This window comes from Allokutzneria multivorans, assembly GCF_039537405.1.
In the GTDB taxonomy this organism is placed as follows: domain Bacteria; phylum Actinomycetota; class Actinomycetes; order Mycobacteriales; family Pseudonocardiaceae; genus Allokutzneria; species Allokutzneria multivorans.
Genome location: NZ_BAABAL010000017.1, coordinates 38,446 through 54,272, shown reverse-complemented (window position 1 = coordinate 54,272; position 15,827 = coordinate 38,446). Strand labels below are relative to the sequence as shown.

General features: G+C 69.6%; 12 protein-coding genes. 3 read left to right on the top strand and 9 right to left on the bottom strand.

Features of this window, described 5'->3' with window-relative positions; all coding sequences use genetic code 11:
- Positions 1 to 126 precede the first annotated feature (126 nt).
- Positions 127 to 3,816, top strand: a complete 3,690-nt coding sequence (locus ABD798_RS21350; RefSeq protein ID WP_344877518.1) for a multifunctional oxoglutarate decarboxylase/oxoglutarate dehydrogenase thiamine pyrophosphate-binding subunit/dihydrolipoyllysine-residue succinyltransferase subunit — start codon at positions 127 to 129, stop codon at positions 3,814 to 3,816.
- A gap of 89 nt (positions 3,817 to 3,905) precedes the next feature.
- Positions 3,906 to 4,088, top strand: coding sequence for a DUF6104 family protein (locus tag ABD798_RS21345; protein WP_030426748.1), 183 nt, complete (start codon positions 3,906 to 3,908; stop codon positions 4,086 to 4,088).
- Positions 4,089 to 4,413: 325 nt separating this feature from the next.
- Here ABD798_RS21345 and hutI read toward each other — a convergent pair whose 3' ends face one another.
- The 5 genes from hutI to hutH are packed head-to-tail and all read right to left on the bottom strand — an operon-like array spanning position 4,414 to position 11,312.
- Positions 4,414 to 5,568, bottom strand: a complete 1,155-nt coding sequence (gene hutI / locus ABD798_RS21340) for an imidazolonepropionase (protein WP_344877515.1) — start codon at positions 5,566 to 5,568, stop codon at positions 4,414 to 4,416.
- On the bottom strand, positions 5,565 to 6,866 hold the full coding sequence (locus tag ABD798_RS21335) for a formimidoylglutamate deiminase (protein WP_344877513.1): 1,302 nt from the start codon (positions 6,864 to 6,866) through the stop codon (positions 5,565 to 5,567). Before ABD798_RS21335 ends, hutI begins: the two co-directional genes overlap by 4 nt.
- A gap of 17 nt (positions 6,867 to 6,883) precedes the next feature.
- Complete coding sequence (locus tag ABD798_RS21330) at positions 6,884 to 8,089, bottom strand: allantoate amidohydrolase (protein WP_344878658.1); 1,206 nt, start codon at positions 8,087 to 8,089, stop codon at positions 6,884 to 6,886.
- Positions 8,090 to 8,115: 26 nt separating this feature from the next.
- Positions 8,116 to 9,774 (bottom strand): urocanate hydratase, encoded by a 1,659-nt coding sequence (gene hutU, locus ABD798_RS21325; protein WP_344877511.1) that lies wholly within the window; start codon positions 9,772 to 9,774, stop codon positions 8,116 to 8,118.
- Positions 9,771 to 11,312 (bottom strand): histidine ammonia-lyase, encoded by a 1,542-nt coding sequence (gene hutH, locus ABD798_RS21320; RefSeq protein WP_344877509.1) that lies wholly within the window; start codon positions 11,310 to 11,312, stop codon positions 9,771 to 9,773. The genes hutU and hutH overlap by 4 nt, the downstream gene beginning before the upstream one ends.
- A 193-nt stretch (positions 11,313 to 11,505) precedes the next feature.
- On the opposite strand from hutH, the gene ABD798_RS21315 reads away from it, so the two are divergent.
- Positions 11,506 to 12,288: an IclR family transcriptional regulator gene (locus tag ABD798_RS21315; protein WP_344877507.1), complete on the top strand. Its 783-nt coding sequence runs from the start codon at positions 11,506 to 11,508 to the stop codon at positions 12,286 to 12,288.
- Between the two features lie 22 nt (positions 12,289 to 12,310).
- Here the strand turns inward: ABD798_RS21315 and ABD798_RS21310 are convergent, their stop codons facing one another.
- From ABD798_RS21310 to ABD798_RS21295, 4 genes are read right to left on the bottom strand one after another with little or no spacing between them, the layout of a single operon-like run.
- Positions 12,311 to 13,201, bottom strand: a complete 891-nt coding sequence (locus tag ABD798_RS21310) for an ABC transporter substrate-binding protein (RefSeq protein ID WP_344877504.1) — start codon at positions 13,199 to 13,201, stop codon at positions 12,311 to 12,313.
- Positions 13,198 to 13,911 (bottom strand): ABC transporter permease, encoded by a 714-nt coding sequence (locus ABD798_RS21305; protein WP_344878653.1) that lies wholly within the window; start codon positions 13,909 to 13,911, stop codon positions 13,198 to 13,200. Before ABD798_RS21305 ends, ABD798_RS21310 begins: the two co-directional genes overlap by 4 nt.
- The gene (locus ABD798_RS21300) at positions 13,911 to 14,576 is read right to left on the bottom strand and encodes an ABC transporter permease (RefSeq protein ID WP_344877502.1); all 666 of its coding nucleotides are present in this window, start codon (positions 14,574 to 14,576) and stop codon (positions 13,911 to 13,913) included. The genes ABD798_RS21305 and ABD798_RS21300 overlap by 1 nt, the downstream gene beginning before the upstream one ends.
- On the bottom strand, positions 14,576 to 15,670 hold the full coding sequence (locus tag ABD798_RS21295; RefSeq protein ID WP_344877500.1) for an ABC transporter ATP-binding protein: 1,095 nt from the start codon (positions 15,668 to 15,670) through the stop codon (positions 14,576 to 14,578). Before ABD798_RS21295 ends, ABD798_RS21300 begins: the two co-directional genes overlap by 1 nt.
- Positions 15,671 to 15,827 lie beyond the last annotated feature (157 nt).

The window sequence follows — 15,827 nt, the reverse complement described above, 5'->3', positions numbered from 1 at the left end:
AACGATTCTGTGAGCCAGACCTCACCCAAGGAGCACCGCCGTGTACCACCCGTGCGACGCGGAGGGCTAGCCTTGGCGACACCTGTATCTGTACCCCGAGCAGATGGATAGAGGCGAGCAGCGGCCGTGTCCAGCAGCAGTACTGCGTCCCAATTCGGCCCGAATGAGTGGCTGGTCGAGGAAATGTACGAGCAGTTCCTCAACGACCCGTCCTCCGTCGATCCGGCGTGGCATGACTTCTTTGCCGACTACAAGCCGACCGCCCAGAAGGTGGCGACCGGCAACGGCAGCACCACGACGAAGCCGGCTCCGGCGAGCCAGCCCGCGCAGGCCGAGGCGGTGAACGCGACGGCGGCGCCCGCCAAGGCCCCGACCCAGGCCCCCGCCAAGCAGGCCCCCTCGGCCAAGCCCGCCGCCAAGCCGACGCCGGCCAAGGCCGCCAGCGCCGCCCCCGTGAAACCGGCGGGCGCGGGCGAGGAGCACAAGCAGCTGCGCGGAGCGGCCGCCGCGATCGCGAAGAACATGGAGCAGTCGCTCAGTGTTCCGACCGCGACCAGCGTGCGCGCCGTCCCGGCGAAGCTGCTCGCCGACAACCGGATCGTGATCAACAACCACCTCAAGCGGACCCGGGGTGGCAAGGTCTCCTTCACCCACCTCATCGGGTTCGCCGTGGTGAAGGCCGTCGAGGCCTTCCCCAACATGAACAGGTTCTTCTCCTCGATCGAGGGCAAGCCGAACCTGGTCACCCCCGAGCACGTGAACCTCGGTCTCGCGATCGACCTCCCCGGCAAGGACGGCCAGCGCACCCTCGTCGTGGCCTCCATCAAGGGCTGCGAGACGATGAACTTCGCGCAGTTCCTGCAGGCCTACGAGGACCTGATCCGCAAGGCCAGGGGCGGCAAGCTCGGCACCGACGACTTCACCGGCACCACGATCTCGCTGACCAACCCGGGCACCATCGGCACCAACCACTCGGTGCCGAGGCTGACCGCCGGTCAGGGCGCGATCATCGGCGTCGGCGCGATGGAGTACCCGGCGGAGTTCCAGGGCGCCAGCGAGAAGGTGCTCGGCAAGATGGGCATCAGCAAGATCATCACGCTGACGTCCACCTACGACCACCGGATCATCCAGGGCGCGGAGTCCGGCGAGTTCCTGCGCCGCGTGCACCAGCTGCTGCTGGGCGAGGACGGCTTCTACGACGAGATCTTCGCCTCGCTGCGCATCCCGTACGAGCCGATCCGCTGGGTCACCGACATCCCCGAGGGCGCGGTCGACAAGACCGCCCGCGTCCTTGAGCTGATCGACGCCTTCCGCAGCCGCGGCCACCTGATGGCCGACACGGACCCGCTGAACTACCGGCAGCGCAAGCACCCCGACCTGGACGTGCTCTCGCACGGCCTGACCCTGTGGGACCTGGACCGCGAATTCGCCGTCGGCGGGTTCTCCGGCCGGGAGCGGATGAAGCTGCGCGAGGTGCTCGGCGTGCTGCGCGACTCGTACTGCCGCACCGTCGGCGTCGAGTACATGCACATCCTCAAGCCCGACGAGCGCAAGTGGCTGCAGGAGCGCATCGAGGTCCCGCACACCAAGCCGGACCGCGCCGAGCAGACCTACATCCTGAGCAAGCTCAACGCGGCCGAGGCGTTCGAAACCTTCCTGCAGACCAAGTACGTCGGCCAGAAGCGGTTCTCCCTGGAGGGCGGCGAGACCGTCATCCCGCTGCTGGACGCCGTGCTGGACAAGGCAGCCGAGCAGGACCTGGACGAGGTCGTCATCGGCATGCCGCACCGCGGCAGGCTGAACGTGCTCGCCAACATCGTCGGCAAGCCGATCTCGCAGATCTTCCGGGAGTTCGAGGGCAACCTCGACCCGGGCCAGGCGCACGGCTCCGGTGACGTGAAGTACCACCTGGGCGCGGAGGGCAAGTACTTCCGCATGTTCGGCGACGGGGAGACCAAGGTCTCGCTGACCTGCAACCCCTCCCACCTGGAGGCGGTCGACCCGGTCCTGGAGGGCATCGTCAGGGCCAAGCAGGACATCCTGGACAAGGGCGGCGAGGGCTTCACCGTGCTGCCCGTCCTGATGCACGGCGACGCCGCGTTCGCCGGTCAGGGCGTTGTCGCCGAGACGCTGAACCTGGCGCTGCTGCGCGGTTACCGCACCGGCGGCACCCTGCACGTGGTCGTCAACAACCAGGTCGGCTTCACCACCGCGCCGGAGTCCTCGCGCTCCAGCCAGTACTGCACCGACGTGGCGAAGATGATCGACGCCCCGGTCTTCCACGTGAACGGCGACGACCCCGAGGCGTGCGTCTGGGTGGCGAAGCTGGCGGTGGAGTACCGCAAGGCCTTCGGCAAGGACGTCGTGATCGACATGGTCTGCTACCGCCGTCGCGGGCACAACGAGGGCGACGACCCCTCGATGACCCAGCCGGCGATGTACGACGTGATCGACACCAAGCGCTCCGTCCGCAAGGGCTACACCGAGGCGCTGATCGGTCGCGGCGACATCTCCGTCGAGGAGGCCGAGAACGCGCTGAAGGACTACGCCACCCAGCTGGAGCACGTCTTCAACGAGGTGCGCGAGCTGGAGAAGCACCAGGCCGCGCCCAGCGGCTCGGTCGAGTCCAGCCAGGTCATCCCGACCAAGGTGCCCACGGCGATCACCCGCGAACTGCTGGAGCTGATCGCCGACGCCCACGTCAACCTGCCGGAGGGCTTCAGCCCGCACCCGCGCGTCAAGCCGGTGCTGGAGCGCCGCGCGAAGATGGCCCGCGAGGGCGGCATCGACTGGGCGTTCGGCGAGCTGCTGGCGTTCGGTTCGCTGGTCGCCGAGGGCCGCCCGGTGCGGCTGTCGGGTCAGGACTCGCGGCGCGGCACCTTCGTGCAGCGGCACTCGGTGCTGATCGACCGCAAGACCGGCCAGGAGTACACCCCGCTGCAGAACCTCTCCGAGGACCAGGCCAAGTTCCTGGTCTACGACTCCGCGCTGTCGGAGTTCGCGGCCGTGGGCTTCGAGTACGGCTACTCCGTGGCCAACCCGAACGCCCTGGTGCTGTGGGAGGCGCAGTTCGGTGACTTCGTCAACGGCGCGCAGCCGATCATCGACGAGTTCATCTCCTCCGGCGAGGCCAAGTGGGGCCAGCGCTCCGACGTGGTGATGCTGCTGCCGCACGGCCACGAGGGCCAGGGGCCCGACCACACCTCGGGCCGCATCGAGCGCTGGCTGCAGCTGTGCGCCGAGGGTTCGATGACGGTGGCGGTCCCGTCCACCCCGTCGAACTACTTCCACCTGCTGCGCCGCCACGCGTTGGACGGCATCAACCGCCCGCTGGTGGTCTTCACGCCGAAGTCCATGCTGCGCCTCAAGGCCGCGACCAGCCCGGTCGAGGAGTTCGTCGAGGGCAGCAAGTTCCACTCGGTGCTGGACGACCCGCTGGTGAGCGACCCGTCGTCGGTGCGCAAGGTCCTGCTGTGCAGCGGCAAGATCAGCTACGAGCTGAACGCGGAGCGGCAGAAGCGCGGCGCCACCGACACCGCCATCGTGCGGGTCGAGCAGCTCTACCCGGTGCCGTACAAGAAGCTCACCCAGGCGTTGGAGCGCTACCCCAACGCCAAGGACATCCGCTGGGTCCAGGAGGAGCCGGCGAACCAGGGTGCGTGGCCGTACTTCGGCCTCGCGCTGCCCGAGCTCGTGCCCGACCGGCTCTCCGGCATCCGCCGGGTGTCCCGCCGCGCCATGGCCGCCCCGTCGGCCGGTTCCGGCAAGGTGCACGACGTCGAGCAGGCCGAGCTGATGAACAAGGCCTTCGACTAGGGTCTTCTCGTTGAGCACGCCGAGCCGCCGGGCCCTTGGGTCCGGCGGCTCGGCCGTCTTCCGTCCCGTTCTCTTCGCAGGGAGTTGCGTTGTACTTCACCGACCGCGGCATCGAGGAGCTGGAGCAGCGGCGCGGCGAGGAGGAGGTCACCCTCGCCTGGCTCGCCGACCGCCTGCGCGCGTTCGTCGACCTCAACCCCGACTTCGAGACCCCGATCGAGCGCCTGGCCACCTTCCTGGCCCGCGACGACGAGGACGACCTCGACGACTGACTCGGCCTCAGCGGAGGGGTTCCCCAGTCTTCAAGACCCCACAACCCCTCCCCCAGCTGTCCGCAACCCACACAAACCTCGCGCGCCCAGTGACAGCGCGGAGGTATGCGGCGGTTAACGATGATCAACTGGGTGGTTAGTGGTACTTGAAGACCACCGAACTTCCATGAGCCAGCGCCCGGGTTTGCCAGTCTTCAAGTACCGCCAACCCTGGCTCGGCGCGTCGCCAGCTGCCGCAAACCTCCTGGGAGCGCTGCGTTTGGGGTGGTTGGCGACTTCTGCATGTGGGGGTTGGTGGTACTTGAAGACTGCCGAACCTCAACCGTTAGAGGCGGGCGCCCTTGCGGTAGACGGAGTGGGTGAGGGGGACGCCGGGCCGGTAGGCGAGGTGGGTGGTCGACGGGGCGTCGAGGACGTGGAGGTCGGCGCGGGCGCCGACGCGGATCACGCCGACGGCGCCGTCTCCGGTCTCGCGGCGAAGCGCGCGGGCGCCGCCCCAGGTCGCGGCGCGAACAGCCTCGTCGACGCTCATGCGCATCTGAAGTACAGCGGTGGCAACGCAAAACGCCATGGATGACGTGTAGGACGAGCCGGGGTTGCAGTTGGAGGCGAGCGCGACAGTGGCCCCGGCGTCGAGCAGCGCGCGGGCGTCGGGGAGCGGCTGGCGGGTGGAGAGGTCGCACGCGGGCAGCAGCGTCGCGACGGTGTCGGAGTTCGCCAGACAGTCCACATCGGACGGTGTGAGGTGCGTGCAGTGGTCGACGCTCGCGGCGCCCAACTCAACCGCCAAGCGCACGCCGGGGCCGGGGCCGAGCTGGTTGCCGTGCACGCGAAGCCCCAGACCCGCCTCCTGCGCGGACTTGAGCACAGCACGCGACTGGGTCTCGTCGAAGGCGCCGGTCTCGCAGAAGACATCGGCCCAGCGCACGAAAGGCGCTACAGCGCTGAGCATGTCACCGCGCACCAAGTCCACATAGGACTCGGCCTCGGAACCCGGGGGCACCAAGTGCGCTCCGAGGAAGGTGACGTCGTCGACGACGGACGCGGCGATGCGGGCGGCACGGACCTCGTCGGTGACGGTGAGGCCGTAGCCGGTCTTCGTCTCGATGGTGGTGGTGCCCTGACGGTTGGCCTCGCCGACGTGCAGGAGGAGGTTCTTCAGCAGCTCAGTGTCGGAGGCAGCCCTGGTCGCTTCGACGGTGACTGCGATTCCGCCTGCCTGGTAAGGCTTTCCGGCCATGCGAGCGGAGAACTCGGCGGTGCGGTCGCCCGCGAACAGGAGGTGGGTGTGGCTGTCGACCCAGCCGGGGAGCACGGCGCGACCACGGACATCGACGCGCGAATCCGCGTCCGGAGCAGCCGAAGCGGCGCCCACCCACGCGATGCGCTCGCCGTCGAGAACGACCGCAGCGTCGGTGAGCGAGCCCAGCTCGTCATCATTGGTGGTCAGCTCGCCGATGCCGGTGATGAGGGTACTCACGTCCACAGCCCTTCGATCGCGTCCTTCAGCAGCTGGCCGACATCGCCCAACCGCTCGTGCCGTCCGCCGCGCGCCACCACAACTCCAGAGTTGATCACAGTGTCCACATCGGACGCTGACGCGCTCAACAATGCCTGCGATGGCAGCGATCCCGCTGTGCGCGGGCTGTCCAGACGGATCTGGACGAGGTCGCACGGAGCCCCGACCGCGATGCGACCAGCCGAAGGCCAGCCCAGCGCGGCATGCCCGGCGGAGGTCGACGCGGTCATCAACTCCGCCAAGGTGAACCGTCCGCGTGAGCCCGTGCGCAGCCGCTCACCGTGCTCCAGAGCGCGAGCTTCGAGGATCGGGTCAACCACCGCGTGCTGATCACTGCCGAGGCTGAGCGGGCTACCCGCGTCGACGAGTTCGCGCGCGGGACCAATGCCGTCGGCAAGGTCTGCTTCGGTTGTGGGGCAAAAGCATGCTCCGGTTCCCGACGAGCCCAACAGCTTAATGTCGTGGGCGGTCAGGTGCGTCGCATGTACAGCAGTCGTTCGCGGAGACAGCACTCCGGCATCGTGCAGCAACTCCGTTGGCGTCAAGCCATATGCGGCTTGACACGCCACGTTTTCCGCTGGCTGCTCGGAAAGGTGGACGTGCAAGGGGCCAGCCACCCCGGCAGCTACCTCTGCCAAGGCCGCTCGCGGCACGGCGCGCACGGAGTGGATCGCACCGCCTACGCGGGTGTTGGCGTCCTCCTTGAACGCGGCGACTCGCGAAGCCCATTGCGCCGCAGACCGATCACCGAAGCGGAGCTGCGTCTCGTTGAGCGGCTCACCGATTCCGCCTGCCAGGTAACAGGTGTCGAGCAGCGTGAGCCGGACGCCTGCCTCGGAAGCCGCCTGGCGGAGTGCCTCGCCCATCGCGTTCGGATCGGCGTAAGCACGGCCGCCCGCCGCGTGATGGAGGTAGTGGAACTCGCCCACGCACGTGACACCGGCAATGGCCATCTCGGCGTACGCGGCGCGGGCGAGCGCCAGGTAGCTGTCTGGTTCGAGTCGCTGGGCCAGCGCGTACATCCCGGTCCGCCAGGTCCAGAAGGTTCCGCCGTCGCCGTGCGTCCGCCCGCGCAGAGCACGGTGGAACGCGTGGGAATGCGCGTTGGCGAAGCCCGGGAGCACAAGTCCCCCAAGCCTTTCGGCGTTCTCGGAAGACGCGCCGACCGTGACGGCGGTGATGACTCCGTCAGCAGCCTCCACCAGCACGCCGTGGGCTACATCGTCGTCGATCCACGCCGACTCGCACCAGAACCGCATACCACTCTCCAGGCGTCCTAAGTGGACAGATGGTGTTCGAGCACCGTCGCCAACGCGGCCACTCCAGCCTCGCAGTCGTCGGGCTCGGCGTGCTCAGCGGGCGCGTGGCTGATGCCCGTGGGGTTGCGGACGAACAGCATCGCGGTGGGAACGTGCGCGGCGAGAATGCCCGCGTCGTGACCCGCTCCCGTCGGCAGCGCGGGAACTCCGCCGAGCTGGGCTGCCAACCGATCCCGGAGCGCGGGGTCGAAGATCACCGTGTCGCCGTAGGACTCCTCGGTGACCGCGAGCGAGCAGCCCTCGGCCTCGGCGGCGGACATCCCAGCGGCCTTGATCTCCGCCACCACGTTGCGGGTCACCTCGTCGGTGGCCGCGCGCGCGTCCAACCAGACGTCCACAGTGGACGCGATCACGTTCGTGCCGCCCGGGATCGGCTGGATGCGGCCGATCGTCGCCCGCGCTCCATCCACAGTGGACGCCGCCGCGCGAGCGGCGAGGACCAGCTGCGAAGCCGGGATCATCGGATCGCGCCGGTCGTCGATGGGCGTGGCACCGGCGTGGTTGCCCTCACCGGTGAAGCTGAACCGCCACCGCCCGTGCGCCAGGATCGAGCTCGCCACCCCGACGGGCGCGTCGAGGTCGATCAGCCCGCGCCCCTGCTCCACGTGCAGCTCGATGAAGCACCCGATGCTCGCCAGCGCTTCGGCGTCCCGCCCCATGCGCGCGGGGTCGAGCCCGGCGGCGGAAACGGCTTCAGCGAAGGAAACCCCGTCAGGATCGCGCAGGTTCAAGGCGACCGACGGGTCGATCGCGCCGGACATCAACCGCGATCCCAGGCAAGCGACGCCGAACCGGCCGCCCTCCTCCTCCGCGAAAACGACGATCGCGAAGGGCTTGGACGGCTTGAAACCCTTGGCCCGCATGGCATCCACCGCAGCAAGCGCGGAGACCACGCCAAGCGGCCCGTCGAAGGCCCCTCCGCCGGGCACGGAGTCGAGGTGGCTGCCCGTGATGATCGCGTCGGGGCCGGGAGGACCCCACCACGCCCACAGGTTCCCGTTGCGGTCGCAGGTGACCTCCAGACCCCTGGCCCGCGCCTCGGCGACGAACCATTCGCGCAGGCTCAGCTCGACGGGGTCGAAGCCGTGCCGCGAATAGCCACCACGGCTTCGATCCCTTCCCACATCAGCGATATCGCCCAGCAACGAGCTGGCGGTGCTGATGCTCGACTCCGCAAGCGAGTCTTCGGTCACGACTTGGCGACCGGGATCGTCACGCCACGCTCGGCGGCGACCTCGTCCGCGCGGCCGTAGCCCGCGTCCACGTGGCGCAGCACGCCCATCGCCGGGTCGTTGGTCAGCACGCGCTCCAGCTTCTGCGCGGCCAGCTCGGTGCCGTCGGCCACGGTGACCTGGCCCGCGTGGATGGAGCGGCCGATGCCCACGCCGCCACCGTGGTGGAGGGACACCCAGGTCGCGCCGGACGCGGTGTTGATCAGCGCGTTCAGCAGCGGCCAGTCGGCGATCGCGTCGGAGCCGTCGGCCATCGCCTCGGTCTCGCGGTAGGGCGAGGCGACGGAGCCGCAGTCGAGGTGGTCGCGGCCGATCACGATGGGCGCGGAGAGCTCACCGGAGGCCACCATCTCGTTGAACTTCAGGCCCGCCAGGTGCCGCTCGCCGTAGCCGAGCCAGCAGATGCGCGACGGAAGCCCTTGGAAGGCAACGCGTTCGCCCGCCATCTTGATCCAGCGCGCGAGCTGCTCGTTCTCCGGGAACAGCTCCAGGATCGCGCGGTCGGTCTTGGCGATGTCCTCCGGGTCACCGGAGAGCGCGGCCCAGCGGAACGGGCCCTTGCCCTCGCAGAACAGCGGGCGGATGTAGGCGGGCACGAAGCCGGGGAAGTCGAAGGCCCGCTCGTAACCGCCGAGCTGAGCTTCACCACGGATGGAGTTGCCGTAGTCGAAGACCTCGGCGCCCGCGTCCTGGAAACCGACCATCGCGGCCACGTGCTCGGCCATCGACTCGCGGGCGCGGGTGGTGAACTCCTCCGGCTTGGCGGCGGCGTAGTCGGCCCACTCCTCCACCGAGACGCCCTTCGGCAGGTACGCCAACGGGTCGTGCGCGGAGGTCTGGTCGGTGACGATGTCCACCGCGAGGCCCCGGCGCAGCAGCTCCGGCAGCACCTCGGCAGCGTTGCCGATCACGCCGACCGAGAGCGCCCTTCTGGAAGATTTCGCTTCCAGAACACGGGAAATCGCGTCGTCCAGGTCGTCGGCGACCTCGTCGAGGTAGCGGGTCTCGACGCGGCGCTGAGCGCGCTCGCGGTCGACCTCGATCACCAGCGCGACACCCTCGTTCATCGTGACGGCGAGCGGCTGGGCACCACCCATGCCACCGAGACCGGCGGTGACGGTCAGCGTCCCGGCGAGCGTGCCCCCGAAGCGCTTCTGCGCCACGGCGGCGAAGGTCTCGTAGGTGCCCTGGAGAATCCCTTGCGTGCCGATGTAGATCCACGATCCGGCCGTCATCTGGCCGTACATGGTCAGGCCCTGCGCCTCCAGCTTGCGGAACTCCGGCCAGGTTGCCCAGTCGCCGACCAGGTTGGAGTTCGCGATCAGCACGCGCGGCGCCCACTCGTGGGTGCGCAGCACGCCGACTGGCTTGCCGGACTGGACGAGCAGGGTCTCGTCGTCGGCGAGCTCGCGCAGCTCACGGGTGATCGCGTCGAAGCAGTTCCAGTCGCGGACGGCCTTTCCGGTGCCGCCGTAGACGACCAGGTCGTCGGGGCGCTCCGCCACCTCCGGGTCCAGGTTGTTCTGGAGCATGCGCAGCGGCGCCTCCGTGGCCCAGCTGCGTGCGGTCAATTCGGTCCCCCGAGCGGCACGTACGGGGCGAGGTCCTGCGTTCACCGGTTTCTCCCGTCCACAATGGACTCAAGGTGGGCAAGCACGGCACCGGAGCGGATCAGCTCCTCCGCCGCGGCGATCTCTGGGGCGAGGTGGCGGTCGGGGCCGGGCCCGCCCGCGGATTCCCGAAGCAGCGCAAGGACTCCAGCGCTGGCCGGGCCGGGCTGCAACGGCGCGCGCATGTCGAGCGCACGAGCTGCGGTCAGCAGTTCGATGGCCAGTACGGTGCGCAGTCCGTCGATGGCCTTGCGCAGCTTGCGCGCGGCCGACCAGCCCATGGACACGTGGTCTTCCTGCATGGCGCTGCTGGGAATGGAGTCGACCGAGGCGGGCACGGCGAGGCGCTTCAGCTCCGACACGATCGCGGCCTGCGTGTACTGGGCAATCATGTGGCCGGAGTCGACGCCCGGGTCGTCGGCGAGGAACGGCGGGAGCCCGTGCGAGCGCGCCTTGTCGAGCATCCGGTCGGTACGGCGCTCCGCCATGCTCGCGACGTCGGCGAGCGGGATCGCCAGGAAGTCGAGCACGTAAGCCACTGGGGCGCCGTGGAAGTTGCCGTTGGACTCGACGCGACCATCGGCCAGCACAACGGGATTGTCGATCGCGGAAGCGAGTTCGCGCTCCGCAACGGTTTCCGCGTGCGTCAGGCTGTCGCGCGCCGCGCCGTGCACCTGGGGGGCGCAGCGCAGCGAGTAAGCGTCTTGGACGCGGTTGCAGTCCGGGCCGCGGTGGCTCGCGACGATGCCGGACTCCTTGAGGAACGCGGCAATACGCGAGGCCGACAGCGCCTGCCCGGGATGTGGGCGGAGGCTGTGCAGCTCCGGCGCGAAGACGCGGTCGGTGCCCAGCAGGGCTTCGACGCTCATCGCGGCGGTGAGGTCGGCGATGTCCAGCAGTTCCGCGAAGTCGGCGCAGGCCATGACCAGCATGCCGAGCATGCCGTCCGTGCCGTTGATCAGCGCCAGGCCTTCCTTCTCCGCGAGCTGCACGGGCTCAAGACCGGCCTCGTACAGCGCTTCGGAGGCATCGCGCAGCTCACCGGAGCCGTCACGGACCTGGCCCTCGCCGATCAGCGCGAGCGCGATCGCCGAGAGCGGAGCCAGATCGCCCGAGCAGCCGAGCGAGCCGTACTCGTGCACCACCGGCACGATCCCCGCGTTGAGCATCCCGGCCAGTGTGTCCACAGTGGACAGACGCACCCCGGTGTGCCCCGAGGCGAGCGTGCGCAGGCGCAGCAGCATCAGCCCGCGAACGACCTCCGGCTCAACCTCCGGCCCGGCGCCCGCCGCGTGCGAGCGGATCAGCGAGCGCTGCAACGCGGCCCTGCGGTCGAGCGGGATGTGCTTCGTGGCCAACGCGCCGAAGCCGGTCGACACCCCGTACGTCGGGGTCTCGGCGGCGGCCAGCGCTTCGATGTGGGCGCGGGCCGCGGCGACCGCCTCGCGGGCCTCCGCGGTGATCTCCACCGGCGCTCCGCCGCGGACGACGGCGAGCACCTGCGCCCTGGACAGCGGCTTCAAGCCGACAGGAACGTGCGACATGCCCCCATCACACCCGCTCGCACCACCTCCCCCAACCCCACACCGTGCGACACTGTCTGAAACCCCAGACACTCAACGTCGTTCTTAAGCCCTGAACGACCCGTTCAGCTCCTTGAACGCACTGAACGGGTCGTTCAGGGCTTACGACGCACCAATTGGGGGATGGGGTGTGTTCGGGACGGAGGGAGGGCGGGTGGGGGCGAGCAGTGATGTGCCCGCGCTCCGGCGAGGACTCGCGGTGTTGAAGTCGCTCGCGAGCCGTCCGGGACCCGTCTCGGCGGCGGCACTGGCGCGCGAGCTGAAGCTGCCGAGGTCGACGACCTACCACCTGCTGGCGGAGCTGCACGAAGCCGGATTCGTCACGCACCTGCCGGAGGAGCGCCGCTACGGCTTGGGGGTCGCGGCCTTCGAGCTGGGCTCGGCCTACCTCCGCCACGATCCCCTGGAACGTCTCGCCAGGCCGCTGCTGCGCCGCGTGGTGGACGAGACGGGCTTCACCGCGCAGCTCGGAGTGCTGCACGGCGGCGAAGCGCTCTACCTGCTCAAGGAGCAACCGAGGCGCCCGCAGACGCTCGTCACCGACGTCGGTGTGCGTCTCCCGGCGCACCTGCCCGCCTCCGGCAGAGCGATGCTGGCCGCGCTGCCCGCCGCCCAGGTGCGCGCGCTCTTCCCCGATCAGAAGAGCTTCGTGGACCGCACGGGGCGCGGCCCCAAGGACCTCCCGAACCTGCGCAGACTCCTCGGCGCGGAGCGGCGGCGCGGCTGGGCGGTGGAGGACGGCCACGTCACGGCGGGCTTCGCCTCGGTCGCGGCGGCGGTCTTCGACCACGGGCAGCGGCCGGTCGCGGCGATCGGGTTGACGTTGCGCCACATCTGCGAGGACGAGTGCGGGCAGAGCTGGCCGGAGCTGGCCGAGCACGTGCTCCGCGCCGCCGCCGACCTCACGACGCGCATCGGCGGGCACCCCCAGACCTGAGGATGCCCGCCGAGGAGGAACGTCAGAGCTTGTTCTGCGTCACGAACTCCTTGGCCACGTCGGCCACGGTCTCCTTGTCGAGCTCGATGCGCTTGTTGAGCGCGATGAGCTTGTCCGTGGTGAGCGCGGCGGAGACCTTGTTCAGCGCCTCCTTGCCCTTGGCGTCCAAGGCTTCCGAGCGGATCAGCGGCAGGATGTTCTGCGCCGGGTAGAGCCGCTTCGGGTCCTGGAGCGCCACGAAACCGTTGGCGGTGATGGCGGAGGCGGTGGTGAACAGGTTGGCCACCTGCACCTGGCCGCTCTTGAGCGCCTCCACCGTCACCGGACCCGCGGCGTCGGTGGTCTTGATCTCCTTGAAGGTGCAGCCGTAGAGCTGGGTGAGCTTGGCGGGCCAGCGGTCCTTCCACTCCCCCGCCGCGCCGAGCACGTACTGCGAGCACTTCGGCCCGAGGTCGGCGATCGACTTGACGCCCTGCCCGGCCAGTTCCTTGGACACGACGAGCGCGTCGGAGTCCTCGGCGGCCGACTTCTCCAGCACCTCGAGTCCGCCGGGCACCTTCTGCTTCAGCGCCGCAGTGACCTCGTCCGGCTGCGCGGCGGGGTTCTGCTTGTCGAAGTACTGCAGCAGGTTGCCGCTGTACTCCGGCACCACCGCGAGCGACTTGTCCTGCAACGCCTTCACCAGCACCTCGCGCGAGCCCACGCGCGGCTTGGTGGTGACCTTCACACCGGCGTTGGTCAACGCGCCGGCGTAGATGTGCATCAGCAGCTCGCTCTCGGAGAAGTCCGCGGAGCCGATGACGATCGGACCGCCGGCCGCGCCGCCCCCGCCGCCCCCGCCCTTGAGCGGGTCGCCACCGCACCCGGTGAGCAACAGTGCGGCGGCCGCCACGACCGCCATGGTGCGCTTCATGACTCGTTCCTTCCTGAGGATTTCACCTTGGTGCGACCGGCGACGGCGGCCGCGGCCACCCGGAGCCCGCGCGGCACGATGATCCGCTGCAACCCGGCGAGCACCAGGTCCAGCAGCACCGCGAGGAGCGCGATGAACAGCGCTCCTGCCAGCACCTTCGAGTAGTCGATCACCCGGAGTCCGTCGAGCAGCAGCCTGCCGAGGCCGCCGAGACCCACGTACGCGGCGACCGAGGCGGTCGCCACCACCTGGAGGGCCGCGTTGCGCAGCCCGCCCATCAGCAGCGGGAGCGCGTTGGGCACCTCCACCTGCCACAACCGCTGCCACCCGGTCATGCCCATCCCGCGCGCGGCGTCGACGACGCCCCGGTCGGTGTCCTGCACGCCGGAGTAGGTGCCCGCCAGGATCGGCGGGATCGCGAGCACGATGAGGCCGACGATGGTGCCCGCCTCGCTGCCGCCCGCGATCAGGAACAGAAAGGTGACCAGGCCCAGTGTCGGCAACGCGCGCATGGCGTTGCTCAGCCCCACCAGCACCACGCCGCCGCGCCCGGTGTGGCCCACGTACAGGCCGAGCGGGATCGCGATGGCGGCGGCGCCGAAGACCGAGAGCAGGGTGTAGCCGAGGTGCTCCAGCATCCGGTTCGGCACCCCGTCCTGGCCCTGCCAGTGCGCGGGATCGCCGATCCAGCCGAACAGCTCCTGGAAGATCACGTGGTGCCTCCCGCACGCAGCCAGGGGGTCAGCGCCCTGCGCAGCCCGACCAGGACCATGTCCACCACCAGTGCCAGCACCAGGGTGAGCACGATGCCGACGACGATCGGCGCGGTGTAGCTGATCTGGAAGCCGCTGGTGAAGAGCACGCCGAGCCCGCCGGTGCCGATCAGGGCGCCGACGCTGACGAGGCTGATGTTGCTCACCGACGCCACCCGGACCCCGGCGGAGAGCACCGGGACCGACAGCGGGAGCTCGACGGTGACGAAGCGGCGCAGTGGCCGGTAGCCCATCGCGGTCGCCGCGGCGACGACGTGGAAGGGCACCGCGTCCAGCGCGTCGCAGACGGGTCGCACGAGCAGTGCGGTGGTGTAGACCGTCAACGCCACCACGACGTTGACGCTGTCCAGGATCTGCGTGCCGAGCACCACCGGGATCACCACGAACAGAGCCAGCGAGGGAACCGTGTAGATGGCGTTGGAGAAGCCGAACACGATGCCGCTCGCCGCGCGGTGGCGGTGCGCGAGCCAGCCGAGCGGGATCGCCAGCGCGAGCCCGATCACCAGTGGCAGCAGGGAGAGGTAGACGTGTTGCAGGAGTTGGGTGAGCACCAGTTCCTGGTTGCTCGTGCTGCTCAGGTACCGCGAGAGGTCCTCGAACATCAGGCGGCGTCCTTCCGCCGTTCCTCGATCAGGTCGATCACCTGCTGGGCGGTGACAACACCGGTGTAGCGCCCGTCGTCGTCCACCACGACCCCGAGGCCGGACGGTGACGAGAGCGCGGCGTCCAGTGCTCCGCGCAGCGCGGTCCCCTCCGCGTAGAGGGAGCCACCGGGCCGCAGGTCCTCCTCCGCGGGCTCGCCCTCGACCACGACGCCCGGCGGCAGCCAGCCGCGCGGGCGGCGGTCGTCGTCGAGCACCAGCGTCCAGTCCGGACCACCCACAGTGGACGGTCGCGAGTCGTGCAGTCCCACCGTGCTGACGCCGCCGAGCTGGATGCCGTCGGCGCCGAGGAACGACAGCCCCCGGTAGCCGCGGTCCTTGCCGACGAAGGAGGAGACGAAGTCGTCGGCGGGGTTGGACAGCAGTTCGGCGGGCGCCGCGTACTGCGCCAGCACCCCGCCCTTGCGGAACACCGCGACCTTCTCGCCGATCCTGACCGCCTCGTCGATGTCGTGGGTGACGAAGACGATGGTCTTGTCCAGATCGGCCTGAAGCCGCAGCAGCTCGTCCTGAAGCCCTTCCCGCACAACGGGATCGACCGCGCTGAAGGGTTCGTCCATCAGCAGCACCGGCGGGTCCGCCGCGAGCGCGCGGGCGACGCCGACGCGCTGCTGCTGGCCGCCGGAGAGCTGCGCCGGGTAGCGCTTGCCCATGGCGGCGTCGAGTCCGACGATCTCCAGCAGCTCCGCCGCGCGGGCCCGGGCCTTGCGCCGCGTCCAGCCGGACAGCAGCGGCACGGTGGCCACGTTGTCCAGCACGGTGCGGTGCGGGAACAGCCCGGCCTGCTGGATGACGTAACCGATTCGTCTTCGCAGCAGCGCGGGATTCGATTTTCGAATGTCCTCGCCGTCCACCAGCACCGTGCCGCTGGTCGGCTCGATCATGCGGTTCACCATCCGCAGTGATGTCGTCTTGCCACACCCCGACGGCCCGACAAAAACGGTGATCGTTCCGGCTTCGACGACCATGTCGAGGTTGTCGACGGCTGTGGTGCCGTCGTCGAAGCGCTTGGTCACGGCCTGGAACTCGATCATTCGAGTCCCCCTTGTGGTCGTGACGGCCCCTTGCCGGCCGCCCGTATGTCGGCGACGACTGATGAGCCGTTGAGAGCACCAGTCGTCGCCGACGTTCGACCTTAGTCCGATCGACTGACAGGGGCGAGGCGGACGCGGGACCGATACGTCTAAGGTC

What these genes read in the sequence shown, in the direction of transcription:
- ABD798_RS21335 (WP_344877513.1), bottom strand. Translation starts at nt 6,866, where the DNA reads ATGCGGTTCTGGTGCGAGTCGGCGTGGATCGACGACGATGTAGCCCAC.
- hutH (WP_344877509.1), bottom strand. Translation starts at nt 11,312, where the DNA reads ATGTCGCACGTTCCTGTCGGCTTGAAGCCGCTGTCCAGGGCGCAGGTG.
- ABD798_RS21310 (WP_344877504.1), bottom strand. Translation starts at nt 13,201, where the DNA reads ATGAAGCGCACCATGGCGGTCGTGGCGGCCGCCGCACTGTTGCTCACC.
- ABD798_RS21300 (WP_344877502.1), bottom strand. Translation starts at nt 14,576, where the DNA reads ATGTTCGAGGACCTCTCGCGGTACCTGAGCAGCACGAGCAACCAGGAA.
- ABD798_RS21295 (WP_344877500.1), bottom strand. Translation starts at nt 15,670, where the DNA reads ATGATCGAGTTCCAGGCCGTGACCAAGCGCTTCGACGACGGCACCACA.